The sequence below is a fragment of the Brachyspira hyodysenteriae ATCC 27164 genome, from assembly GCF_001676785.2.
GTDB lineage: Bacteria > Spirochaetota > Brachyspiria > Brachyspirales > Brachyspiraceae > Brachyspira > Brachyspira hyodysenteriae.
Genome location: NZ_CP015910.2, coordinates 247,105 through 272,394, shown reverse-complemented (window position 1 = coordinate 272,394; position 25,290 = coordinate 247,105). Strand labels below are relative to the sequence as shown.

The 25,290-nt window shown below is 27.1% G+C and carries 28 protein-coding genes, 1 tRNA gene and 1 riboswitch; of the genes, 6 read left to right on the top strand and 23 right to left on the bottom strand.

Going from position 1 to position 25,290, the window contains the following annotated elements:
• Positions 1 to 203: 203 nt before the first annotated feature.
• The gene (locus BHYOB78_RS01205) at positions 204 to 1,190 is read left to right on the top strand and encodes an ankyrin repeat domain-containing protein (protein ID WP_047108822.1); all 987 of its coding nucleotides are present in this window, start codon (positions 204 to 206) and stop codon (positions 1,188 to 1,190) included.
• 604 nt (positions 1,191 to 1,794) lie between these two features.
• On the opposite strand, the gene BHYOB78_RS01200 is transcribed toward BHYOB78_RS01205, so the two are convergent.
• The 8 genes from BHYOB78_RS01200 to BHYOB78_RS01165 all read right to left on the bottom strand — a co-directional run bounded on the left by BHYOB78_RS01200 (position 1,795) and on the right by BHYOB78_RS01165 (position 8,469).
• Positions 1,795 to 2,085 carry a nucleotidyltransferase domain-containing protein gene (locus tag BHYOB78_RS01200; RefSeq protein ID WP_020064539.1) on the bottom strand — a complete coding sequence of 97 codons (291 nt, stop codon included), beginning with the start codon at positions 2,083 to 2,085 and terminating at the stop codon, positions 1,795 to 1,797.
• Positions 2,086 to 2,098: 13 nt separating this feature from the next.
• Complete coding sequence (locus BHYOB78_RS01195) at positions 2,099 to 2,431, bottom strand: HI0074 family nucleotidyltransferase substrate-binding subunit (RefSeq protein ID WP_239650888.1); 333 nt, start codon at positions 2,429 to 2,431, stop codon at positions 2,099 to 2,101.
• 306 nt (positions 2,432 to 2,737) lie between these two features.
• Positions 2,738 to 3,208 carry a 6,7-dimethyl-8-ribityllumazine synthase gene (ribH, locus tag BHYOB78_RS01190; RefSeq protein WP_012671528.1) on the bottom strand — a complete coding sequence of 157 codons (471 nt, stop codon included), beginning with the start codon at positions 3,206 to 3,208 and terminating at the stop codon, positions 2,738 to 2,740.
• 200 nt (positions 3,209 to 3,408) lie between these two features.
• A complete protein-coding gene (locus BHYOB78_RS01185) occupies positions 3,409 to 4,257 on the bottom strand; it encodes an Rpn family recombination-promoting nuclease/putative transposase (protein WP_012671527.1) in 849 nt (282 codons plus the stop codon).
• Between the two features lie 257 nt (positions 4,258 to 4,514).
• Positions 4,515 to 5,714, bottom strand: coding sequence for a bifunctional 3,4-dihydroxy-2-butanone-4-phosphate synthase/GTP cyclohydrolase II (locus BHYOB78_RS01180; RefSeq protein WP_012671526.1), 1,200 nt, complete (start codon positions 5,712 to 5,714; stop codon positions 4,515 to 4,517).
• An 82-nt stretch (positions 5,715 to 5,796) separates the two neighbouring features.
• Positions 5,797 to 6,438, bottom strand: coding sequence for a riboflavin synthase (locus BHYOB78_RS01175; protein ID WP_020064541.1), 642 nt, complete (start codon positions 6,436 to 6,438; stop codon positions 5,797 to 5,799).
• Positions 6,439 to 6,579: 141 nt separating this feature from the next.
• Positions 6,580 to 7,689: a bifunctional diaminohydroxyphosphoribosylaminopyrimidine deaminase/5-amino-6-(5-phosphoribosylamino)uracil reductase RibD gene (gene ribD / locus BHYOB78_RS01170; RefSeq protein WP_020064542.1), complete on the bottom strand. Its 1,110-nt coding sequence runs from the start codon at positions 7,687 to 7,689 to the stop codon at positions 6,580 to 6,582.
• A gap of 139 nt (positions 7,690 to 7,828) precedes the next feature.
• Positions 7,829 to 7,964: riboswitch (FMN riboswitch) on the bottom strand.
• Positions 7,965 to 8,016: 52 nt separating this feature from the next.
• A complete protein-coding gene (locus tag BHYOB78_RS01165) occupies positions 8,017 to 8,469 on the bottom strand; it encodes a protein-tyrosine phosphatase family protein (RefSeq protein WP_020064543.1) in 453 nt (150 codons plus the stop codon).
• 175 nt (positions 8,470 to 8,644) lie between these two features.
• Here BHYOB78_RS01165 and BHYOB78_RS01160 point away from each other — a divergent pair, with 175 nt between their 5' ends.
• Entirely contained in the window at positions 8,645 to 9,544 is a 900-nt protein-coding gene (locus tag BHYOB78_RS01160) for a LysR family transcriptional regulator (RefSeq protein ID WP_012671522.1), read from the top strand.
• 523 nt (positions 9,545 to 10,067) lie between these two features.
• Here BHYOB78_RS01160 and BHYOB78_RS01155 read toward each other — a convergent pair.
• Positions 10,068 to 11,159 carry an alpha/beta hydrolase gene (locus tag BHYOB78_RS01155; RefSeq protein ID WP_020064544.1) on the bottom strand — a complete coding sequence of 364 codons (1,092 nt, stop codon included), beginning with the start codon at positions 11,157 to 11,159 and terminating at the stop codon, positions 10,068 to 10,070.
• 44 nt (positions 11,160 to 11,203) lie between these two features.
• On the bottom strand, positions 11,204 to 11,770 hold the full coding sequence (locus BHYOB78_RS01150; protein WP_020064545.1) for a DapH/DapD/GlmU-related protein: 567 nt from the start codon (positions 11,768 to 11,770) through the stop codon (positions 11,204 to 11,206).
• Positions 11,771 to 12,092: 322 nt separating this feature from the next.
• Between BHYOB78_RS01150 and BHYOB78_RS01145 the strand changes: the two genes are divergently transcribed.
• On the top strand, positions 12,093 to 13,448 hold the full coding sequence (locus tag BHYOB78_RS01145; RefSeq protein WP_020064546.1) for a PhoH family protein: 1,356 nt from the start codon (positions 12,093 to 12,095) through the stop codon (positions 13,446 to 13,448).
• A 41-nt stretch (positions 13,449 to 13,489) separates the two neighbouring features.
• On the opposite strand, the gene BHYOB78_RS01140 is transcribed toward BHYOB78_RS01145, so the two are convergent.
• Positions 13,490 to 14,233 carry a methyltransferase domain-containing protein gene (locus BHYOB78_RS01140; protein WP_020064547.1) on the bottom strand — a complete coding sequence of 248 codons (744 nt, stop codon included), beginning with the start codon at positions 14,231 to 14,233 and terminating at the stop codon, positions 13,490 to 13,492.
• Positions 14,234 to 14,671: 438 nt separating this feature from the next.
• On the opposite strand from BHYOB78_RS01140, the gene BHYOB78_RS01135 reads away from it, so the two are divergent.
• Positions 14,672 to 15,160 (top strand): rubrerythrin family protein, encoded by a 489-nt coding sequence (locus tag BHYOB78_RS01135; RefSeq protein ID WP_020064548.1) that lies wholly within the window; start codon positions 14,672 to 14,674, stop codon positions 15,158 to 15,160.
• A 472-nt stretch (positions 15,161 to 15,632) separates the two neighbouring features.
• Here BHYOB78_RS01135 and BHYOB78_RS01130 read toward each other — a convergent pair whose 3' ends face one another.
• A complete protein-coding gene (locus tag BHYOB78_RS01130; RefSeq protein WP_020064549.1) occupies positions 15,633 to 16,973 on the bottom strand; it encodes a CoA-disulfide reductase in 1,341 nt (446 codons plus the stop codon).
• Between the two features lie 230 nt (positions 16,974 to 17,203).
• Between BHYOB78_RS01130 and BHYOB78_RS01125 the strand changes: the two genes are divergently transcribed.
• A complete protein-coding gene (locus tag BHYOB78_RS01125; RefSeq protein ID WP_020064550.1) occupies positions 17,204 to 18,208 on the top strand; it encodes a tetratricopeptide repeat protein in 1,005 nt (334 codons plus the stop codon).
• On the opposite strand, the gene BHYOB78_RS01120 is transcribed toward BHYOB78_RS01125, so the two are convergent.
• The 4 genes from BHYOB78_RS01120 to BHYOB78_RS01110 form a co-directional block, all read right to left on the bottom strand.
• The gene (locus BHYOB78_RS01120) at positions 18,205 to 18,669 is read right to left on the bottom strand and encodes a PepSY-like domain-containing protein (protein WP_012671514.1); all 465 of its coding nucleotides are present in this window, start codon (positions 18,667 to 18,669) and stop codon (positions 18,205 to 18,207) included. The two genes, BHYOB78_RS01125 and BHYOB78_RS01120, sit on opposite strands and share 4 nt — an antisense overlap.
• A 107-nt stretch (positions 18,670 to 18,776) precedes the next feature.
• On the bottom strand, positions 18,777 to 18,917 hold the full coding sequence (locus BHYOB78_RS13565; RefSeq protein WP_012671513.1) for a hypothetical protein: 141 nt from the start codon (positions 18,915 to 18,917) through the stop codon (positions 18,777 to 18,779).
• A gap of 296 nt (positions 18,918 to 19,213) precedes the next feature.
• Positions 19,214 to 19,477 carry a 30S ribosomal protein S20 gene (gene rpsT, locus BHYOB78_RS01115; RefSeq protein WP_012671512.1) on the bottom strand — a complete coding sequence of 88 codons (264 nt, stop codon included), beginning with the start codon at positions 19,475 to 19,477 and terminating at the stop codon, positions 19,214 to 19,216.
• Positions 19,478 to 19,504: 27 nt separating this feature from the next.
• Positions 19,505 to 19,579, bottom strand: a tRNA-Asp gene (locus tag BHYOB78_RS01110).
• Between the two features lie 171 nt (positions 19,580 to 19,750).
• Here BHYOB78_RS01110 and BHYOB78_RS01105 point away from each other — a divergent pair.
• Complete coding sequence (locus BHYOB78_RS01105) at positions 19,751 to 19,951, top strand: hypothetical protein (RefSeq protein ID WP_012671511.1); 201 nt, start codon at positions 19,751 to 19,753, stop codon at positions 19,949 to 19,951.
• Positions 19,952 to 20,048: 97 nt separating this feature from the next.
• Here BHYOB78_RS01105 and fabV read toward each other — a convergent pair whose 3' ends face one another.
• From fabV to BHYOB78_RS01075, 7 genes are all read right to left on the bottom strand, one after another.
• The gene (gene fabV / locus BHYOB78_RS01100; RefSeq protein WP_020064551.1) at positions 20,049 to 21,227 is read right to left on the bottom strand and encodes an enoyl-ACP reductase FabV; all 1,179 of its coding nucleotides are present in this window, start codon (positions 21,225 to 21,227) and stop codon (positions 20,049 to 20,051) included.
• 540 nt (positions 21,228 to 21,767) lie between these two features.
• Entirely contained in the window at positions 21,768 to 22,028 is a 261-nt protein-coding gene (locus tag BHYOB78_RS01095) for a type II toxin-antitoxin system RelE family toxin (protein WP_020064552.1), read from the bottom strand.
• Positions 22,025 to 22,240, bottom strand: a complete 216-nt coding sequence (locus BHYOB78_RS01090; RefSeq protein WP_012671508.1) for a DUF6290 family protein — start codon at positions 22,238 to 22,240, stop codon at positions 22,025 to 22,027. The genes BHYOB78_RS01095 and BHYOB78_RS01090 overlap by 4 nt, the downstream gene beginning before the upstream one ends.
• A 542-nt stretch (positions 22,241 to 22,782) precedes the next feature.
• Complete coding sequence (locus BHYOB78_RS01085) at positions 22,783 to 23,568, bottom strand: transporter substrate-binding domain-containing protein (RefSeq protein WP_028331335.1); 786 nt, start codon at positions 23,566 to 23,568, stop codon at positions 22,783 to 22,785.
• A 216-nt stretch (positions 23,569 to 23,784) separates the two neighbouring features.
• Positions 23,785 to 24,747 carry a KpsF/GutQ family sugar-phosphate isomerase gene (locus tag BHYOB78_RS01080; protein WP_020064554.1) on the bottom strand — a complete coding sequence of 321 codons (963 nt, stop codon included), beginning with the start codon at positions 24,745 to 24,747 and terminating at the stop codon, positions 23,785 to 23,787.
• Positions 24,748 to 24,778: 31 nt separating this feature from the next.
• Positions 24,779 to 24,907, bottom strand: a complete 129-nt coding sequence (locus BHYOB78_RS13815) for a hypothetical protein (RefSeq protein WP_012671505.1) — start codon at positions 24,905 to 24,907, stop codon at positions 24,779 to 24,781.
• A gap of 10 nt (positions 24,908 to 24,917) precedes the next feature.
• Positions 24,918 to 25,283 carry a YraN family protein gene (locus BHYOB78_RS01075; protein WP_012671504.1) on the bottom strand — a complete coding sequence of 122 codons (366 nt, stop codon included), beginning with the start codon at positions 25,281 to 25,283 and terminating at the stop codon, positions 24,918 to 24,920.
• Positions 25,284 to 25,290: the final 7 nt, after the last annotated feature.

The following is a 25,290-nucleotide window of genomic DNA, read 5'->3' as shown; positions in this document are numbered from 1 at the left end:
TTAAAAATTTTAAGTATAAACTGAAAAACAAATAAAGTTAATATTCAAGTATAAAACAATAAACATAAAGGGTGGGGTTTTAAAATAAATTTTTATGATTGAATTTTAATAAAAATATACCCTATAGGGATTTAATATAAAACTTGAAAAAATACATTTTTATTATATACTAATAAAAAACTTGACTATAGGATATATTGTTTATGAAATATTTATTAATTTTTTTACTTTCTATAATTATATTTTCTTGTGATAGCAAAGAATCAAACAATAATAATGCAGATAAAGTAACTATAAATTTAGATGACAGTACAGATAATAATATAAATAAAACAGAACAATCAAATAATTCATCAATAAATACAAATCAAACAGAAGAAACAACATATTATTCATACACAGATAAAGAAATTGTATCTTTTATAGAATCAGGAGATTTTCAAACAATCAAAAAATTAATTGAATCAAAAAGTTTAGATATTAATTATAACTTAGAGATAGATGAATATTCTAAGTCAACGCCTTTAATACAAGCTATAAAATATAAGCAAACTGATATCATAAATTATTTATTAGAAAATAATGCAGATGTTAATTTAACTTTAGGATATTCTACTCCATTAACAGAAGCTATGTATGATGAAGAACTTGTTCGTAAACTTATAGATTTAGGAGCTGATGTCAATTTACCTGCTGAACTTACAGGCTTTACTCCTCTTATGGCTAGCCTTCATAATATTGCTATAACAGAGCTTTTAATTGAAAAAGGTGCGGACATTGAAGCAAAAGATGATGACGGCATTAATGCTTTAGTTTATGCTGCTTCTTTCAATAATGAAGAGATGGTAAAATTTTTACTTGAAAAGGGAGCTGACGCCAATACAGTATGCGAAATAAAAAATGAACATATTGAGATATCGCCTACTCCTTTAATGAATGCCGCTTATAAAGGAAACACTAATATAATCAATATGTTATTAGAAAATGGTGCTGATATTAATTATACCACTGATTATGGAATGACTGCTTTAATGTATGCAGCAAGTTTTAATCAATTTGAAGCTGCAAAAGTACTTTTAGAAAATAATGCTGATACTTCTATAACTGATGAAGATGGTTATACTGCACTTGATTTGGCAAAATCAGAAAATTATGAAGATATAGTTGAGCTTCTTGAAAAATATAATTAATACTTTTAATATATACTGAAAATTTTTAAGTTTGTCATTTTTTTATTCAACTTTTCCCCAGCAAAAAGTTGCAAAAACTGAAAGTATTAAATTAGTACTAAATAATACTAATTTTGTTTTACATGTAAGATAAAACATTAAATTTAATCTAAAATATAGCCTTTCGTGAAGCGTATCAGAAGGATAAAAACTTTGACGAAGTCCGCAGAGTGTTGCTGCAAAAAAGTAGATAAAATTTATATAAAGTGGATCAATTGAGAAACTTAAAAATTCTTAGTATATACCTAAACAACTATACTTTGTCAATTTTTACTTTTGGTAAATGTAATTTTTATTTATTAATAGTATAAAATATTATTAAGTTTTGTTTTAAATGTGAAGTAAAACCAAGATTTGTGTCAAAAATGCAGTCCTTTTGCTTCTTTGGGTCACCAAAAGAAGTAGGGGTTCGGGGACTAGTCCCCAAAAATAATAGCAATATAAAAACTAATTTTGACAAACTTAAAAATTTTTAGTATATATAAATAAACTTGATTATAGAATATATTAATGAGGAAATATTTTCCTGCTATAATGATACATTATTCATCAAATATCATTAATACTATTTTTTATAAATAATTTTTCCATGATTTTTTATATCATTTATTAATTCTTGATTTTCTATATCATTATAAGAAATAACATCGAATTTTAAAAGAGTAGGAAGCTCTGATAATTCTTCTTTTAGTCTTTCGCAAAATAGTAAATCAAACTTTCCTATTACAGCCAAATCTATATCCGAATTATATTTTTCTCTATCCATTGCCCTAGAACCAAACAGTATAACATGTTCTATATTCTCATAAGAACTGCATATATTTTTTATACCTTCTTTTATCTTTTCATCAAGCATTAATATTTATCCTTTAATCATTTATTTTTTCCAAAAAGAAACTATATAATTCATTAAGTATTTTCAAATAATTATTTTCTATTCGTTTAATAATCTCTTTAAACTTCACAAAATCATAAGTATGTGAAAGTAAATTACGTCTAAGCATCATATCAATAAAATCATCTTGACTATTAATAATCTTTGCTGAATATCCTTCTTTAAAAATATTTCTTGGGGATATATCTATATTGTTTAAACTTCCATTATATTTTAAATAATCTTTCAAAGTTTTCCAAGCTAATTCATAAGTATATTCAAATCTTTTAACAACACCTTCCTGCTCTAATAATGATAATTCATTTATTTCTTTTTATTCAAATACACTTTTTAGTAAATTAAATGCTTTTTCAAAATTCTTAAATCTCTGTTTCCAGCGAATATTCTCTGACATAATATTTACAAATTATTTTTGATTGCAATTATATAATTTAGACTATATTTATCAAGTTTTTAATTATAATAAGTAGTAAATAAAACTACTATAAAAATAACTATTTTAATCAAAAACTATATTTTTTACTTAAACTAAAAAAGCATAAAGAACATTTTATATCCATGCTCTTTATGCTTTAATAAAACTAAATGACAAATAATATTATTAATAGATATTTTATTTTTCTATTTCTCTGATTAAGTTAACCATTTCAATAGCAGCCATAGCAGAATCAAAACCTTTGTTTCCTGCTTTAGTTCCAGCTCTTTCAATAGCCTGTTCAATATTTTCAGTAGTAAGCACACCAAACATTACAGGTATATCAGAATTAAGAGAAACATTAGCAATACCTTTTGATACTTCAGCACAAACATAATCATAATGAGTAGTAGAGCCTCTTATAACAGCACCCAAACAAACAACTGCATCATACTTTTTAGATTTAGCCATTTTAGAAGCAATAAGAGGTATCTCAAAAGCACCAGGTACCCAAGCTACAGTAATATCATCGTCTTTTATATTATGACGAGATAAAGCATCTAAAGCACCGCCCAAAAGTTTAGAAACAATGAATTCATTGAATCTAGCACACACTATACCGATTTTAATTGGTTTTTCACTAACGAGTTTTCCTTCAAAAGTTTTCATGATCGTATTAATTCCTTAATTATATTTTTTATTATATATAAAAAATTACTCGCTAATAAGCTCTTGCAACTTCCTTTGTCAGTTGCAAGAGGCTCGTAATTTTTTATTTTTAAATTCAATCTAATATATGACCCATTCTTTTATATATATAAAAAACTTGTTTATTCATAAGTTCTAACATTCTTATAAATATCAGATACTCACAAGTTTTCTATTTCTTCTATACTCAAACCTGTATTTTCACTAATTATTTTTATATCTATGCCAGCTTTTTTAAAGTTTCTAGCTATAGATATTTGCTGTTCTTTTTTACCTTCTTCAATTCCTAGTCTTCGCTCTTCTTCAAGCATTATTTGATTACCATATAAATATGCTTGTCTTTTATCATATTCATTCATCATCAATCTATCTTTAATGAAGTTATTATATCTTCTTTGTACTTCTTCCATTATAGGCTTTTCTTTTACTAATTCTGACATTATAACCTCCTTATTATCACTTTCCTTTATAGTAAAAAATTTAAGCCAGCAATTTAAATCAGGTTTTAATAAATTGTATTTAAATTTTTTTACTTCAATTATGTGTATTTGTAAATGATCAGTTAATAATCTTTGATTACCTGTATCATAAATCATATAACAAGAATGAATATTTTCTGAATCATCTAAATTAAAATTAAGAAGATTAATACTAATTACAGGAGTTAGAGCATCATATTTTTCACCCTGCTTTAAAAGTTTGCTGTAATTAGAAGCCCAATAATAAAGTATTCTCTCTGGAAACCTTGAATTTCCTTGAAGCTGAATCTCTATTATAACAACTGAACCATTTTGAGTTATACATTTTACATCTGTAATTGTTTCTTTATCTTCATAATTTTCTTTATAATTAAATGGAGTTAATATTTCAACACTTCTAAATGTCTTCATATTGGAGTCAAGCATTATTGAATTAATAAAATCCAACAATATTGCTTCACTTCCTCTATCAGATAAAAGATATCTCACAAAATAATCATTCAATGTATTAAAATATTTTACATTATCCATAATACAAACATTATAATAAAATTAATATAAATGTCAAAATGCTAGTCTATATCATAAAAAATTACTAGCTTGCTTTCTGTCTATAGCAATAAGCTCTGGCAACTTCCTTTGTCAGTTGCCGGAGGCTAGTAATTTTTTATTTTTATATTTAATCTAATATATGGCCCATACGCTTTATTATATATAAAAAACTTGTTCGTTGATAAGCCCTGACATTTTGCAAATGTCAGGCACTCACAAGTTTTTTATTTTTTAATTTAATCTAATATATGGCCCATTCTTTCCTTCTTAGTTTTTAGATAAAATGCATCATACTCTGAAGCTTCTATCTGTATAGGTACTCTGTCTTTTATCTCTAAGCCGTAATTATTCAAATACTTTATTTTATCTGGGTTATTAGTCATTATTTTTATGCTTTTTACTCCCAAATTTTTAAGCATTTGATAAGCCTCATAATATTCACGCATATCATCTCTGAAACCCAAAGCTATATTAGCATCAACTGTATCAAGTCCGCTGTCCTGAAGTTCATAGGCTCTTAATTTATTAACAAGTCCTATTCCTCTTCCTTCCTGACGCATATAAACCATTATGCCCCTGCCTTCCTCTGCAATTTTTCTCATAGCATAATCATACTGCTCACCGCAATCGCATCTTTTAGAGCCTAATGCATCACCTGTTAAACATTCAGAATGAACTCTGCAAAGTACATCTTCTCCGCTTGAAATATCTCCCATAGTTAAAACTACATGATGTTCTTTTGTGATTTTATTTACGAAAGTAAGTATTTCAAACTCACCGTATTTAGTAGGCATTTTAGCCTTAGCGTAAAGCTCCATTAAATCTTCATTCTTTTTTCTATAATCAATCAAATCAGAAACAGTGATCATTTTAAGATTATGTTTTTTAGCGAAATCAATCAAATCATCTCTTCTCATCATATCGCCGTCATCTCTCATAATCTCACAGCATAAACCGCATTCTTTTAAACCTGCTAATCTCATCAAATCAACAGTAGCTTCAGTATGTCCCATTCTAACCAATACTCCGCCTTCTTTTGCAAGTAATGGGAACATATGACCAGGACGTCTAAAATCTTCAGGTTTAGCATTCTCATCAATAACTTTTAAAGCTGTGATAGATCTTTCAACAGCTGATATTCCTGTTGTAGTTTCAACATGGTCAATAGATACTGTGAAAGCTGTTTCATGATTATCAGTATTTTTTGTAACCATTTGATTTAAATTTAATCTATTTGTAATCTCTTTACTCATAGGCATACATATCAAACCCTTAGCATAAGTAGCCATAAAGTTGATATTTTCTGTAGTAGCAAATTCTGCCGCACAGATTAAATCGCCCTCATTTTCTCTATCTTCATCATCAGAAACAACTATAATTTTTCCGTTTCTTAAATCCTCTAAAGCTTCATCGATAGTGCTGTAAACATTTTCCATTTTTAATGCTCCATTTTTATTTTTTATTCAACTTTTTCCTAATATTTATTAGCTGTAAAAAGCTGTAAAAAGTGCATAATTATTAAAAACCATTTTTAAGTAAAAATTCCATTGTTATATTGGATTTTTTACTATCATTATTATCTTCTTTAAATGTCAAAAGCCTTTCTACATATTTGCCTATAACATCATTTTCAATATTAACCTTATCACCTTCTTTTTTATAATAAAGTACAGTTTTCTTTAATGTATGAGGAATAACTGCTATAGAAAAAGTATTATCAGTTAAACTTGCCACTGTTAAACTTATGCCGTCAACAGCAACAGAACCTTTTTCTACTATATATTTCATTAAGTGTTTAGGCACTTCAATAGTGAGTATTATAGCATTGTCATCTTTCTTCATAGACTTAATGCTTCCCACGCCGTCAATATGTCCGCTTACTATATGACCGCCGAATCTTCCACTTAAAGTCATAGCTCTTTCAAGATTAACTTTACTTCCGTTTTTTAAACTTCCTAAATTAGTACGGTTCAAAGTTTCTTGAGTAACATCTGCATTAAATATTTTATTATCAAAACTAGATACAGTTAAACAAGTACCATTAACAGCAACACTATCACCCAAATGCAAATCATCAAATATTTTGCTAGCTTCTATTGTAATAACTTTGCTTTGTACAGATTTAACAGTTCCTATTTCTTCAACTATACCAGTAAACATTATTGTATAATCCTATAATTATAATCTTTTTTTGATGTCATTGAATGCAAAATGGTATAAATGCAGTCCTTTTGCTTCTTTGGGCCACCAAAAGAAGTAGGGGTTTGGGGACTAGTCCCCAATAATTAAATATTATATAAATTAATATTTTAAATAATACTCCAAAAACAAATCGTCTTCTATTTTTGTTATGCTGCCTTCAACAAGTTTAACAGCATCATTAGGATCATCTATCCCTTCGCCTCCTATAGGGCCTTTTGCTTCAAAACCTCCAAATATTTTTGGTGCTATATAAATCAAAGCCTTATTTACTAGCTTTTCTTTTAATAAACTAGCATGTAAAGCAGCACCGCCTTCAACATACACACTGTCAATATTTTTTTCTTCTCCAAGTATTCTCATCAAATCTTTTAAACTTACTTTGCCATTATCATTTTCTATTTTTATTATCTCTATACCCAAACTTTCAAGTTCTTTTATTTTTTTTCCATCATTGCTAATAGTAGCTATAAACGTTTTTATTTCTTTTGCAGTTTTACAAATATTAGAATCCAAATCTATTTTTAATGAACTATCCAAAATTATTCTTATAGGATTTCTAGTATTTGGAAGTCTGCAATTAAGTGTAGGATTATCTTCTATTACAGTATTTATTCCAACCATTATAGCAGAGTATTTATTTCTAAATCTATGAGAATGCTCTCTAGTTTTTTCTGAAGTTATCCATTTTGATTTACCGCTTACAGTAGCTATTTTACCATCAATAGTCATAGCGTATTTCATAACAATGAATGGTCTTTTATTAGCTATATAATAGAAGAAAACCTCATTTAATTTTCTGCATTCTTCTTCAAGCACATTTACTATAACTTCAATACCAGCATCTTTTAATTTTTTTATACCATTTCCTGCAACTTTAGGATTAGAATCAACACATCCTATAATCACTCTTTTTAATTTATTTTTTATAATAGCATCAGCACAAGGAGGAGTTTTTCCATAATGAGAACAAGGCTCTAAAGTTACATATATATCAGCATCTTCAACATTTTCGCCTTTTTCTTTAGCATCTAAGAAAGCATTAATCTCTGCATGATTTTCACCGCATTTTTTATGGTATCCAATGCCTATAACTTTTCCGTCTTTCACTATAACAGCACCAACCAAAGGATTAGGACTTGTAAAACCTTCTCCTTTTTTAGCTTCCTCTATAGCCATTTTCATGTACTTTTCATGCATGTTGTTGTGCATAATGCTAATACTCTTAAAAAAATATTTTTTATTAATCTTTGGGTTTTTAAGTGGCGGATTTTTTGACTTGTAAACAAAAAAACTCTAAATGTTAAAAATAACAATTAGAGCCATTATTTCATGTAGTAGTTTACATTAATTTCATCTTCTACCATCCAGACTTTAACTGTCGGTTTTGGAATCGCACCAAATCTGCCATTTTTGAATAAGGAACATCAAAAAGGCTCGCGGACTTTACCGCCGGTATGGAATTTCACCTAGCCCCGAAGATTTATATTTAATAGTATAATACAAATATTTTATATTGTCAAGTATTTAGCTATAATGCTAAAAACTCATTATTTCGTACCAATAATTATCGAAGTATCTATACATTCCCATTCCAGGCGAATAGTAAGTGTATATTTCATGAAAATCCCTTAAAGCATCTTTAAAAGAAGTATTATCTATATATCCTTTTCTTGCCATATAAAGAAGTGCTATAGATGGAGATCTTGACATACCGAAATTACAATGCACCAATACTCCCATATCATTTATATGTTCATCTATAAACTCCATAGATATCTTTATCATAGGAAAAGCATATTCAAAAGATAAACTGCTTATATCAAGTAAATTCAAATACAAATCATTATTACTTTGATAAACTTTTCTATCTCCTATATTTCCTCTTACACCTCTGACAAAACAACTTTGGCAAGCATGAACTATAGCCCCTTTAAACTCAGCACAATCTCTATCATCACCTACATATAGATTCTTATATATTTGCTTCATAATAAAACTCCAATAATTTCTACATTATAATTAAATAATTCAAATTGTCAATTTTAGTTTTATATATAAATTAAATATAACAAATAATAGTAAAATTAATATTCATTAACTAATTGTTTACATTATTATAGCATTATTATAGAATATAAAAAGTTTATGCAATTTTGGAGAGTATATGGAAATAAGGGCTTTAAAATATTTTTTAACAACTGTAAGAGAAGGCAATATTACAAAGGCGGCTAAATATCTTAATCTTACTCAGCCAAATTTATCAAGACAGATAAATATACTTGAAAGAGATATAGGGCATAAACTATTTGAAAGAAAGCATAATAATATAGTTCTCACTCCTGAAGGTATTTTGTTAAAAAAGAGAGCCGAAGAAATAATAGATATGATAGAAAAAACCAGAGCGGAGTTTAATTTTACAGATGAAGTTATAGCAGGTGATATTTTTATTGGTGCGGGTGAAACTTGGGCTATGAGTTTGCTTGCTTCTGTTATGAAAGAGATGCAAAGTGTTTATCCTCATATAAGATACAATATTTACAGCGGGAATTTTAATGATATCACAGAAAAACTTGATAAAGGATTATTAGATTTTGGTGTATTAATAGATCCGGCAGATTTGTCAAAGTATGATTATTTAAAAATACCTGCTAAAGATACTTGGGGTGTAATTATGAGAAAAGATTCAGAACTTGCAAAAAAGAAGTATATAACCAAAACTGATTTATTAGATTTACCTTTAATTATGTCTAGGCAGGCTATAGAAAATAAATTAAACGACAATGATTTTATAAGATGGTTTGGTGATAGTTTTGATAAACTTAATATAGCAGCTACATATAACTTACTTTACAATGCATTGATTATGGTTAAGGAAGGAATGGGGTATGCTTTAAGTTTGGACAAATTAATAGACAACATGCATAATGAAAATATTTGTTTTATACCTTTAAAGCCCAAATTAGAATCTGGGCTTAATATAGTTTGGAAGAAGAATCAGGAGTTTTCAAGGGCTTCCAAAATATTTTTAGATAGGCTCACAAATGAATTTAATAATAAAATTTGATTCATAACGCACGCTAAACAAATCATATAATATAAATATATTTTCTTTTTATAAAACTTCTATAAATTAAAAAAATATTTAATCGTGCGGTAAGTGCATAACAAATTTACAAAAAACTTGGGTGGGTGCTAATAAATTCTAATTAAAATAAAAAATATAAAATAAGTTTTAATGCAAAATAAAATTATAAAATCTTGAGGGTGGGGAGTTAAAATAAGTTTTAAAATTTAATTACATATGCCCGCCCTTTATACTTTTTAATTTTATTAGTTATTTTTATCTTTATTTCTTTATAGTTTATACTGAAAATATAAAGCCCGCCCAAGCTTTATTTAAATTTATTATTAACATACCGCACGATGAGTAAAATTATAAAAATTAGATTAATTAGTAATTGTAATTGATATTATAATTAAGGCTTTGCTTACCGTGCGTTATTTGATGATCACCATAAATAAAAATCCAAGCATTATAAAAATAACACTTGGATTTAAAGAAAACATTAATAAAAAAATATAATAGATTATTTCAAATTATCTTTGAAGAACTGAGATAATTTATCAAAAGGAATTTTTTCCATATTGTCATATAAATCAACATGATCAGCATCTTCTACTATTACTAATTCTTTTGGTTCTAAAGCTTCTTTATAAACATCTTCAGAATAATATCTTGAATGTGCTCTGTCGCCTGCTATTAAGAGTATAGGAGTAGGAGAAACATCTTTAATATTAACCATTAAAGGAAAGCTCCAAAATGATACAGGCATTGTGGCAGTCCAAGAAGTAACAAAGTTTATAGCTCTAGGATGATAAGCTCTTTTAGCATAATAGTTGTAGAAAGCAGCAAATACAGGATCAGCATTTTCTGGAAGCTCTTCCGGTACAACCATTGCAGAAGCCATTAAATTATTGTTCTCATCAAAATAGGGTTCATGATTACCTAAAGCATAAGTTTTGCTTTCAGCATCTTTCCAACGCTGCTCGCTTAAATATTCTCTTATTTTTCTTCTTTGTTCAGGTGTATAATAGTCTTGATGTCCTTTACTCATATCCCTTGACATATCATACATTGAAAGAGTTGCAACAGCTTTTATTCTAGTGTCAGTTCCAGCTGCAGTGATAGCCATACCGGAAAGTCCGCAAATACCTATTGCACCGATGCGGTTTCTGTCTACATAATCAAGTAATCCCAAATAATCTACAGCAGCACTGTAATCTTCTGTGAATATATCAGGTGAAGAAGTGTTTCTTACATCTCCGCCGCTTTCACCAGTAAAAGAAGGATCAAATGCTAAAGCAACAAAACCATAAGTAGCCATTTCCTGAGCATATAATCCTGAAGCTTGTTCTTTAACTGCTCCGAATGGACCAGATACAACTATTGCAGGATTTTTTTGATTAGTATAATTTTCTGGTAAATATAAATCCCCTGCTATTTCTATGCCGTAACGGTTTTTAAATCTTACTTTTTTCATTTCTATATTTGTGTAAATCTTAAAAACTCTTGTATCCATATTATCTCCTCCTTTAGATTGATTATTTTGTGATTGGCTATTGCTACAAGATATTAAAAAAGTTAGTATTAAAGTTGCTGATAATATTATTTTTTTCATAGAAATCTCCTTATCATTAATTATATTTGTAGTTAATTTTTTTATTATAAATTTCTTATTATTTTGGCAGGTACTCCTCCAACTATAACATTAGAAGGTATATCTTTATTTACTAAAGTACCAGCAGCTATTATTGAATTATCTCCTATTGTAACACCTGGCAATATATTGGCACCGGAACCTATCCAAACATTATTGCCTATTGTTACTTTTGACGGATATGTTGTACTTCTGTTTTGTATCTCTATTCCATGATTAAGTGTAGAAATAATTACATTCATACCAATAAATACATTGTCCCCTATAGTGATTCCGCCTCTGTCCTGAAATGAACAGCCTGTATTAAAAAATACATTCTTTCCTATTTTTATATTTCTTCCAAAGTCTGTATAAAATGGAGGAAAACATGTGAAACTTTCATCTATTTTTTCACCTGTCAATTTTTCAAATAATTTTCTTACCTCATCTGTAGTATGATAAGAATTATTGATTTCCATTGTAACTTTTATCGCATTTTGTGAGCATTCATATAAAAGCGGTGAAAGTTCTTTATCTTCGCTTGATATAGGATTGCCTTCCTTACAGTGTTTTATAAACTCTTCTATATTCATTTGATTTATTCCTTTGTTTTAATTTATTTGTATTTTACAGAAAAAATAAATTATATCAAATATTTATGTGTTATATAGTTTTATACTTAAAAAGTATGATTATTATATTTGAAGTTTGATAGATGACTTTATTGTTATTTATATATAATAATGTTTATATAATTTTATTATGTTATGTACAGTAACAATATTATATACTCTAATAACAAAATTATATATTTATAATATGAAACGAGTTTAATGAATTTGATTTTTCCTTTCTTTTGTACAATACTTATTATATAGCATTTATTTTTGCTAAAAATCATTTTAAGGATTTGCGATGACAGAGAATTTTATACCTAATAAGAAAGTGTTCGTATTTGATACAAATGTTATACTTCATGATTTTAAGTCAATATTTTCTTTTGAAGAAACTAATATAGTTATACCTATTACAGTTTTGGAAGAAGTTGATAAATTTAAAAAAGGAAGTGATACTATCAATTTCAATGCCAGAGAGTTTATACGTGAACTTGATGTTATTGTAGAAAAAAATGAGGAACTTCAAAAAACTAAAGATATATTCAAAAAAGGTGCTTTGCTTGATAATAAAAGTAAAGTATTTATAGATGTTAATAATGAAGAGAGAGAAGAATTCAAAAAAATATTTGCAGGAAATATACCTGATCATAAAATACTATCTTGCGCCTATAATATAAAATGCGAAAATCACAGAGTCATTCTTATAACTAAAGATATTAATATGAGAATGAAGGCTAGAAGTTTAGGAATAGACACTCAGGACTATAATACTGATAAAATAGAAAAATTATCTTCATTATTTACAGGAATAGAAAGCATTTCAGGAGATAATGCAAAAATCTATATAAAAGAACTTAGTGAAAATAAAGAAATAGCTGTTAAAGGTGAACATTCTATTTATCCTAATACATATTTCTGCTACAGAGTAAAAGAAGATGATGAGGCTGTAATAGGAAAATATAAAGAAGACACTAATAGTATAATTCATGTTGATAGCAATATAGATGCTTATGGAATAAAACCTAGAAATGAAGAACAGGCTATGGCATTAGATGTACTGCTTGATAATAGCATACCATTAGTTACTATAATGGGTAAAGCAGGAACAGGTAAAACTCTTTTAGCATTAGCTGCTGCTTTGGCAAAAAGAAGAGAGTACAGACAAATATTACTTGCCCGTCCTGTAGTAGCTCTTTCTAATAAAGATTTAGGTTTCTTACCAGGCGATGTTAATAGCAAATTAGATCCTTACATGCAGCCTTTATTTGATAACCTTTCAGTTATACAGCATATTCATTCTGATGACAGCGATGAAAGTAAGAATATCAAAAAAATGCTTGAAAATGAAAAAATAGTAATTTCACCTCTTGCTTACATTAGAGGAAGAAGTTTGAACAAAATATATTTTATAGTAGATGAGGCACAGAACCTTACTCCTCATGAAATAAAAACTATTATAACAAGAGCAGGAGAAGGAACAAAAATAGTTTTCACTGGAGATATACATCAGATAGATACGCCTTATTTGGATGAAAGAAACAATGGTCTTACTTATTTAATAGACCGTACAAAAGGAGAAGTTTTAAGTGGTACTGTAACACTTGAAAAAGGAGAGCGTTCACAGCTTGCAGAACTTGCTGCTAATGTATTATAAATTATCATATAATAGTGCTATAAAAATAATATATAGCACTATTATAAACTCCTAAATTTATCTCTCAATTTTCTTATAGGTATCCACCAAGATATTTTATTTATTTTAGAATTTAATTTATCTCTTTCCATTGCAACTTGATTAAAAAGTCTGCTATGATAATAAAATATTGGAGAATTATTTACTTCTAAAGATTGTTTTGTAAATATATCAGTTTTTTCTCTTTTTACAAAAAGTAAAATATTTTGAGAATAATAATAATCTACTTTATCATTATAATAAATTTGATTTCTAATAAAATCAAAACAATCAAATCCTTTTTTATTAAAAATATTAACCCAAAATAATAAAGGCTGGCAATTATTATGATCTACACCAGGCTGACCAGGTATAGCAGCAGAAAAAAGTATTATATCTCCATAACTAATAAGTAAATTTATAAAATCTTCAGAATATTCATTGGATATATGTTCTGCAACTTCTAAATAAGTTACCAAATCATACTTTATATTATCTATATTTTTATGCTCTATAAAATTACAAATTTGAATATTTTCTTTTGGGACTAACCTCTTATCTATATTAATACCATCGAGTCCTTTATAATTTCTTATACCTAAATCAGAAAATGCTTTTAACCATGATCCTATGCCACATCCTATATCTATAACACTTGAAGGTTTATAGTATTTAAATAATATATTTAATATTTCCATTGCTGAGTTATACGATATTTCACCACCAAAACTATTCCACATATCCTCATATATTTTATTATCATACATAGAACGCTCCTTATGATTATTTAGTAGATAATTAGATATTTTATCACAAAATATTTAAATTTCAATTATTTAATATTAATATTTATGTATTATATATTTTTTAATATTTATTAAAAAATATAAAAATAGTGGCTGAAACAATTGAAATAATATTAAAGCAAAATAATTTATACCAAATACATAAATTCTATATTATAAACTTACTATTAAATATAAATTAATTTACATTTAATAGTAATAATAAAAAATCATTTTTAATAAATAAAACTATTAAAAACAATAACTTAAATTATTTTTTAAGTTCCTTATTTTTTTTATTATCCTTATTTTTATTATTTGTTATATTTAATAATAACATTTTTGCTTAATAACTATGTATTTTTTTACGAATTCAATATATTATTTATTAGAATTTTTTACTAATAAGGAGCTTATCTTATGAATTTAAAAGGATCTAAAACCGAGGTGAATTTGAGAAATGCTTTTATAGGTGAGGCTATGGCTAGATGCAGATATATGTATTATGCTGAAAAGGCCCGTGAGGAAGGAAAAGAAGATGTTGCTGCTGCTTATGAAAGATTTGCTAGAAATGAACAGGAGCATGCTAAAATATGGTTTGAAAGTTTTCATGGCATACCTACTACAGAAGAAAATTTAAAAGAGTCTATAATAAATGAAAATTATGAATCTATAGATATGTATCTTTCTTATGCTAAAACTGCCCAAGAAGAAGGCTTTGATGAATTAGCTATGGCTTTTATGAATGTGGCAAGGATTGAAGACGGACATAAAAAACAATTCCAAAGTTTACTTAGGGATAGTAAAGCAGATATACCAAGCTGGCAATGTGATATATGCGGATATACAGATTCTGAAAGTAAAAACCCTGCTATATGTCCTGTATGTAAGCATAAAATAAAAAAATAATCATCAATATCGTATTTAATATCCTATTGTAAGTTTTAATAATATATAATAAACAATTAGAGTTATTTGCAATAGGATATTAAAAATTTTATTTACATACCCCGCCCTTTTTGTTTCAATGTTTCCACTAAGATTTCTAGTTTACATATATTCAATGCGTATAAAGAAAAAGCATGCCCGCCCAAGTGTTATTTAAATTTAAAAAATCTATCAACGCACGGTGAACGAAATATTTTATATAATTAACATGTTATTATAAATTAGTTAATATTTATAGCTTTACTCTGCGTGCGGTTAATAGCATCATAATCGCATAAAAAAACTTGGGTGGGAATTATATTTTCTAATTAAATAAATAAAGAATAGAAATATAACAATTATAAAATAAATCAAAAAATATGGAGGGTGGGAATTAGAATAAAGTAAAAAACCATGCTGCATTAATAACAGCACGGTTTAGAATTAATATTGTTTATTTAGCTGCATTTCCAGCAACATTCAAAGAATCCCAAGTCCTTGCAAAAGGAGGAGCATAACATAAATCAAGCATTCCTAATTCATCTACAGTAAGACCTGCATGTATACAAGCAGCTATAACATCAGCTCTCAATACTGCACCTCTTTTTCCTAATATCTGCCCTCCTATTATCTTTCTGCTGTCAGCTAAATATATAAGCTTTATATGTAAGTCCTGATAACCAGGATAATAATGTGTATGATCTAAATCTTTTACAGTAACAGTTTTGTAATTGATATTTCTTTTTTTAGCTTCTTCCTCTGTTATTCCAGTCCTTGCAGCTTCAAGTTCAAATGCAAGTATACAAGCACTAGTTAAACTTCCTATAAACTTTTCATGCCCTCCTACCAAATTACTTGCAACCATTCTTCCTAATTTATTAGCGCCTGTAGCAAGTGCCGCATAAGTCTGATCATCTAATACTCTATCATATATGCTCGCACAATCTCCTGCAGCATATATAGAATCAATGCTTGTTTTTCCTTCCCTATCAACTAATATAGCACCATTATCCATTAATTTGATGCCAGCTTCCTTAGCCAAATCATTATTAGGTGTAACGCCTATAGCAACAACAACATAATCAGCATCATACTTTCCTTTATCTGTAATAACTGCTTTTACATTATTGTTATTATCAGCTTCTAATGATTGTACTTTTTCATTAAGATGTAAGTCAACATTTTCTTTTATATGCTCTATCACCATATCAGAAAATTCTTTATCAAATTTATTTCCAAATACTCTGTCTGAACGCTGTATAATAGTAACATTCTTTCCTATATGATTCAAAGCATGAGCTGCCTCAATAGCTATAAATCCAGCTCCTAATATCACAACATTTTTTATATTAGTATCTTTCATTTTCTCTCTCATATTAATAGAGTCGCTAAAATCTTTTAAAGTTGATACATTTCCTATATTAATATTTGGTATATTAGGAATTATAGATTTTGCTCCTGTGGCTATAAGAAGAGAATCATAATTATCTTCAAACTCTTTATTATTAACTATATCTTTAACTAATACTTTTTTATTTTGAGCATCTATTTTCAAAACTTCATGTTTTACTTTCAAATCTATTCCTGATTTTATAGTAGCCTCAGCACTTCTTGCTATCATAGTATTAGGGCTTTCATAAAAACCGCCCACATAATAAGGCATACCGCATGCTCCCCAAGATACAACATCTGTCTTTTCATAAACTGTAATTACAGCTTCTTTATCTATTCTTCTTGCTTTGGCTGCCGCACTCATTCCAGCAGCAACTCCTCCTATTATTATAACTTTTTTCATTTTTAACTCCTTTTGTATATACCTATATGTAGTATATTAAAAAATAATAGGTTTGTCAATTTTTATTGTTTATTTAAGTAATATAATAAAATTTTTATAAAATTACAATAATATTTTTATTTTTTAAAAAGTATATATCAACATTTTATAAATATTAAAATTAAAAGTTGAAAAAAATAAACTTGCAGATATACTATATAAGTAATAATTGTTTGGGAAAGTAAATCATTATGGAAAATTCATCAGATGATAGTCTTCAAAATAAAGTAAATAACATGATATCACACTATAAAGAACTATGTGATAGAGAACCTAATAATCATAAAGTAAGGGTAGATTTCGGAGTATTTTATACACAATTAGGAAATCATAAAAATGCCATAGAACTTTTTAAAGAAGCACTGTCTATAAATAGCAGCGATTATTCTATATGGAGACTTATAGGAATATCATACACAAAGGATAAAAATTATCATAATGCCATAACACATCTTGAAAAAGCTTATGAAATAGAAAATAATGATTATATAAGTCTTAATTGGCTTGGAAAATGCTATGCAGAAGTTGGAAGATATGAAGATGCAGTGGATGTATTGAATAAATCTTTTATGATAGCACCTAAAGAATATCTTAATTGGCGTACTTTGGGAATAGCTTTATATAATTTGAAAAAAACAGATGAAGCTATAGAATCTTTTGAAAGAGCTATAGAACTTAATAAATATGATTATACAAGTCTTTATATGCTAGCTATTTCATATAAAGATAAATATGAATATAAAAAATCTGCAGATATATTAAAAAAAGTAATAGAAGTAGAAAAAGATAATTATCATGCATATTTTAATATGGGACTTTGTTTTTTTATGCTTAACGATTTTGATAATGCGGTATATGCCTTTAATAATGCTTTAAATATAGATGATAAAGATTATTTATTATACTATTATCTTGGTATTTCTTTATATGAAACTAAAGATTATATAAATGCTATATCATATTTAAATAAATCTATAGAAATAAACAATAGGCATTCATCTTCTTATTATTATTTAGGCCTTTCATATTATTCAGCAGGACTCTATGATAATGCTGTAAATATATTAGAAGAATGTATTAAATTAGATAACAACAATAAAGAAGTTTATATATTGCTCGCTAATACTTATAATGCGATGGGAGATAGAGAAAGATCTATAATAGCATTTAATAAATCTAAGGAAATAATATCTTAATTAGTTGCATCAGTTTGGGTATTATCCAAATTTTCCTGACTTATTATAATACCATATCCGCTGATTTCTATTAAATATTTATCGTCTAATTTAATAATAAAGTTTTTATCCTTTCTCTCTATATCAGTTATTTTAGAATGAGGGTACTCATTATCTATAACATTAACCATAGATTTATGTATGCAGCTTCTAGGTATTCCAATGTTTTTAGTTTCATCATTGATTATAGATATCTTTTTCCAAAGCCCTGTATTATAAAAAATGAATTTATATCCGAAGTCTATATCAACTTCATATCCGCCGCCATTTTGATATAATGAAACTGATTCTATATTATTTCCAGGAAAATTAATATTTAAAAAATTTTTCGCTCTCAAAGGCAGAGAATTTTCTGTCATAGTTTGAGAATATATATTTATATTAAGTATCAATATAATCAAAATTAATTTTAAATATTTCATAGTAGTTATTTTCGTATTTTATAATTATAAAGTTAGAATTTTTTATATCCTTTTTCCCAAAGGAAAATACCGGCTACATAATTTATAACCGGTATTATTAAAATAGTTTAAAGATTATCATTTTCTTGTTCAGATGTATTATTTTTAATAATATCATTATACTCTTCGATTAAAGAATTATAATCATCATCATTAAATATAACAGAATCATTATAATTATTATTTAAAGAATTTAAATATTTCATCATAATAAATCCTCCCCATATATTATATTTTTTTGTGATAATATTATCAAAAAATCCGGAATAATTTACCTTTATATACAGTTAAAATCATATAAACAACAATATCAGAACAGCACATATTATTTAATAACCTTGAACTGTATATTATAATAATAACAAAAAATTTATATTAGGAAATAAAAAAATCTATATTTTTTTTACAAAAATGTAAATTTTTTTAAAAAAATATAGAAAAAACAATAAAAAAGGCCTATACTATAACGTATAGGCCTTATTAACTTTCAATAAATAAACAAAAATTAATTCATAGCATTAATTTTTTTCATCATATCAGATTTTTTAGCAGCTGCTCTATTAGCATGAATAACAGATTTTCTAGCAGCTTTATCTAAAGCGCTAGCATATTTTTTGAATTCTTCTGAAGCAAGATTTTTATCATTGCTGTCTACTGCTTTGATTACTTTCTTTTTTTGAGTATTTAAGAAACTTTTAATTTTTCTATTATAAAGATTTCTAACTTCATTTTGTCTTAATCTTTTAGATGCTGAAGCTATATTAGGCATTATCGCTCTCCATGTTAAAATAAAAAGCGGAGTTGACGGGGCTCGAACCCGCGGCCTCCTGCGTGACAGGCAGGCGCTCTAACCAAACTGAGCTACAACTCCAAATTAGTCAACGAATGGTTTGTATTATATACCTATTTATTTTTTTGTCAAGAACTTATTTTAAAAAAATTAAAATAATTTAAAAAATTCAATAAAAACCACATATAAATTGTTTATAAAAAGCAATAATTTACATATTATCTATAATTATACCATACAAAGAGGCAAAATATGAAAAAAGTAATAACATTTATAATAATATTAATGATATCAGCTAATTTAATAGCACAAAATGTTGTATATATAACAAAAACAGGCAAAAAATACCATCTTCAAAATTGCAGAACAATAAGAGGAGAAGCCTATAAAATTTCATTGTCAGAAGCCAAACAAAAAGGTTATACAGCATGTAAAGTATGCAAACCATATTAATTGACTAATTTAAAATATCAATTAATTTAAAATAAAAAAGCGAAGCTCTAATAAAATATTAAAACTTCGCTTTAATTCTTATTTTAATAATCAATCATCATATCTGAACATCTTGACTATAATCTATACCTTCCTCATCAAAGCCATGCATATTCATATAATCTTTTCTGAATAATTCCAAATCAGCTATTTCTTTTAGATTATCTTTTGTTAATTTATTCCAAGAATCCAAAACTTCTTTTTGAACATCTTCTCTTAATTCCCAGTCATCTAATCTTATTCTGTTTTCGCTGTCAACTGGTACTTCTCCGCCATTATAAAGTTTTTCATTTAAAAGTCTGTACATTTGCTCTATACAGCCCTCATGAAGGCCTTTATTTTTCATTACTTTAAATAATATACCTATATAAAGAGGAACTGTAGGGATAACTGCTGAAGATCTAGTTACTACCGCCTTGTTTACTGATACATAGGCATGTCCTTTGATTTTCTCCTGCATTTCTTTATCCAACTCATGAGCTGTTGCTTCTAAGTGGTCTTTAGCTTTTCCAATAGTACCTTCTCTATACACTGCTTTTGTCATTTCAGGGCCTATATAAGAGTAAGCCACATTAATAGCATTTTCAGCTAATAAATCAGCATTAAGCAAAGCATCTGTCCATAATTTCCAATCTTCTCCGCCCATAACTTTTACAGTAGATTTTATATCGTCTTCATTAGCAGGATCGATAGATACCTCTAATAACTCCTCTGTAAGGAAATCTACACCTATACCATTATATTTTTTTCCTATAGGTTTTAAAGATGAACGGTAAAGTGTTCCTGTTGATTCATCCATTCTTACTGGAGCTGCCAAACTATATATAAGTAAATCTATTTTTTCACCGTTAAAGAATGTTTTAGCTTCTTTAATAACTTCTTCTTTTGAAGCGTTTAAAAAAGCATCTAATATTAAATTCTTATCCTCTATTCCGTCTTTTTTAGCGAAAGCAGAAAAAGCCTCATTATTATACCAGCCTGGAGTAGCTGTTCTTCTTGCTGTAGCTCCTTTTTCAAATGATACGCTCATAGTTTTAGCACCTAGTCCATAAGCTATAGCTATTCTGCTTGCAAGTCCGTATCCGCCTGAAGCTCCCAATATAAGAGCATTTTTAACATTAGATTTTACTTTTGGCTGTGATTTCACATAATTAATTTGATTTTCTACTTCTTTAGCACAGCCTAATGGATGAGCTGTTATACATATATTATTTAATATTTTTGGCTCTACTACCATATTGTTTATTCTCCTATCATTTTTTATTTTCAAAATATATTTCAAACTAATTTCGTAATACTTTATAATAAAATTGTTTTTTTTTCAATTAAAAAGAAATAATAATTTCTTATTATTGCTAGCGATAAACTTTTTATTATTAATAAAAAATCTCGTTTTACAATCTCTATCAGCTAAAGCTGATAGACACTCGATTTTTTATTTGTAAATATCTGACAACTAAAGTTATCAGCTGATCGTTTATCAATTTAAAACTTATAGCATAACTAATATTTAATTTTTATTGCCAGATATAAACTAAGATATTTTTTAAATTTACCATTATGGAAGAAAAAATCTTACCGTTCAGCTTGGTGATACAGATAGTATTCTTGTACAAGTGTTAATTAAATTTGAAATCTCTTTAACGCACGGTGAGCTAATCTACAAATATAATAAAAATTTAAATTGCAAATAATTCTGTATTTTTAGTTTTATTATGCGTGCGGTGGATAGGCTATAAATTAACAAAATCTTGGATTGAAAAATTTAAATCAAATTTTAAATATCATAAATGTCTTTTCTATGTCCTATATCTATAACTAAAATAATCAATTCATTATCAATAATTTTACTCAAAATTCTATAATCTCCAACTCTATAACGCCAATACTCTTTTAATTCACCTTTTAAAGATTTGCCTTTTACTCTAGGGTTTTCTAAAGTTTCTAAATAAGATAAAAAATCTAATATTCTTTTTTGAATATTTCTATCTAATTTTTCCAATGATTTTTTGGCTGTTCTTGTAATGCTTACTTTCATTTTATATTTAAATCTTTTTTTACTTCATCAATAGAATATACTTCTTCGCCATTTTTTAATCTTTCTTCTGCTTCTAAAATAATTTTATAATCATAATAATCTTCTAAATATTCTATAATAGCATTTTCTATTAATTTATTTTCTGATATATTTTTTTCTTTGGCAATATTTTCTATATTTTTCTTAAGTGTTAAAGGCAATTCTAATATCATATTTATATCTCCTCAACATATTATAAAATAGGGATTTATTAAATACAAGTTTTTTAATATAAAAATTTTATTTACATACCCCACCCTATAAATTTAAAGCTTAATTAGAAATTTCAGATTTATTTATTTTGGCATTTAAATTAAAAAAGCATACCCGCCCAAACGTTAATTAAATTGAAAATCTCTTTGACGCACGGTGAGCTAATCTATAAATATAACAAAAATTGTAATTGCAAATAATTCTATATTTTTAGTTTTGTTATGCGTGCGGTAAGTAAGATTTAAATTAAAAAAATTCTGGGCGGTCAGCTAAAATAACTGTTAAAATTTTTAAGAATAATAGTTTTAAATACTATAATTAAAATATAAAAAGCGAGCCGAATCCCTTCCCACAGGGACACAGGCGTGTAACTTAATTTATTAAGTTAAGCCTTTAGGCATACCAAGTAGGCACCTTTACAGGTGGACGAGCATAACAATAATAATACAAAAACATCAGAATTAACTAAAAGCCTAAAGAGTGGGCAAATGTAATCAAAATTTCATAAATACTTATCTACTAATTTTTGATAAGTGCCATTATCCTTTATTTCTTTAAGTCCGCTATTAATTTTATTTAGTAAAATATTATCCTCTTTTCTTACAGCTATACCATAGCCAATTTCTGGGAATTCTATAGTTTCGACTATTTTTAAATCTTTATCATATTGAAGATAGTTAATACAGGTAAGTTTATCAACTACCATAGCATCTATTTTACCTGTTTTTAAAGAAAGAAAAGCACTGCCTGCAATATCAAATCTCTCTACTTTATGAATACCTTCTATTTTTGATGCTGTAAGATCAGAAACAGTATTTTTTATAGCTCCTACAGTTTTCCCTATTAAATCATTAGTTGTTATTATATTTGTATTTTCTTTATTTACTACAATACTTTGACCAGCTGTTAGATAGCTGTCAGAAAAATTTACAAGTTTTTTTCTTTCTTCTGTTATGCTCATAGCAGCTATAATAATATCTATATCCTTTATTCGAAGTGCTGTAATAAGGTCATCAAACTGCATTGGAATAAATTGTATTTTAAAACCTGACATATCAGCTATTTTTTTCATTAAATCATAATCAAATCCGCCTACATTATCATTACTTAAATGAAGCATAGGATAATCATAAATATATATTCCAACTCTTAATGTTTCATTAGAATAATTATTATTCATTTGTATTTCATTAGTTACAATATTTTCTGAGTTATTTGTATTTGAATAATTACGACAGGAAGTAAAACTTATTAAACTAAATAGTATAAAAATAACAATCTTTTTCATTTGTATAAAAAATATTTTTAGATATGCGTTTAACAATAATATATATATAAAAAAAGTCAAGCAAATATTTTTATAATAGATTTTTAATGATAGTATATAGTGGTATTAATTAGATTTGAAATTTATTAAAAATGATAAATAAACTTTCATTTATCATTTTTAATAATAATAAAGAATAATTATATATTTAAAATTTTATTTCTTGTAAGTTTTAATTTAAAAAGCCTTTATCTTCAAAATATCATGTATATGTACTATACCAATAGGATTATTATTATTGTTTACCACTACTAAATTAGTGATCTTTCCTTCCATGATATGCAAAGCCTCTCCAATGAGAGTATCTTCATAAATGACTTTAGGAGAAGTGTTCATAATATATTTAACTTCTTTAGAAAGTATATTTTTTATATCATCGTCTTTGACAAGAAGCCTTTTTAAATCTCCGTCTACTATTATTCCTTTTAAAATGTTCTTATCATCAACAACAATGGCTATTCCAAGCTTGCATTCTATGATTTTGAATAAAGCATCCTGCAATGAAGTATCAGGAAAAATAATAGGCAAATTTTCAGTATGCATAATAGATTTTACTTTTGCAAGCTGTCTTCCTAAACTTCCGCCAGGATGAAATACTGCAAAATCTTCTGCTCTGAATCCTCTTAATTCCATTAATGCAGTAGCTAAAGCATCAGATAAAGCTAAAGAAGCTGTAGTGCTTACAGTAGGAGCTAATCTTAAAGGACAAGCTTCTTCTTTAACATGCGTAAGTAATGTAATCTTAGCATTCTTAGAAAGCGTAGAATTAATATCGTTTGTAATGGCAATGTATGGTATATTTTGTCTGCATAACCAATTTACAAGCTCTATAATCTCACGAGATTCACCGCCTTTAGAATATAGCAGACAATAATCTTCTTTAGTAATCATACCAAAATCGCCATGCATACATTCATTAGGATCTACAAAAAAACTCGGAGTACCAGTGGAAGCAAAAGTAGCAGCAGCCTTTCTTGCTATATGTCCGCTCTTTCCTACTCCGGAAGTTATTACTCTTCCTCTAATATTAAATAACTCTTTTACTGCATTTTCAAAATTGCTATCTAATTTATCCGATAACATTTTAAGATTTTCACTTTCAAGTAAAAGAGTAGTTTTTCCTCGTTCAATTATATTCATACAATTACACCAAAATCCGCTTATTAATTGTTCAATCTATTACTGCACTTATTAAGTGTCCAGCCAATCTTTCTATAGCTTTATCTATATACTTCTCATCTTTTAATTTTTTCTTATAAAGATCTATTTTTTCAGGGTTAATTTTTACTGCTGTTTTCATGTCGATACCCCTAAATAAATATATCTTCAATGAATGATATTTCACGATTATAATGGGTATCGTCTATTAGAACTGCCCCAAAGGAACATTTTTGATTAAAACTTAATCCTTTTTCAATTAAGTATTCCTCAGCTGTCTCATATAGCTTCTTCTTTTTGCGATCTGATATTGAGCAAGCTGCATATCCAAAACTTCCCTGTCTTCGATATTTAACTTCTATAAACACAATAACAACTCCTTTTGTCATTACTAAATCTATCTCGCCTCTTGTTTTTTTACCTTTGAAATTTCTTTCTATTAAAGTATATCCAAGTTTTTCGAGATATTCTAAGGCAATATCCTCTCCTAGATTGCCTATAATTTTTTTGTTAGCCATTTTTTAA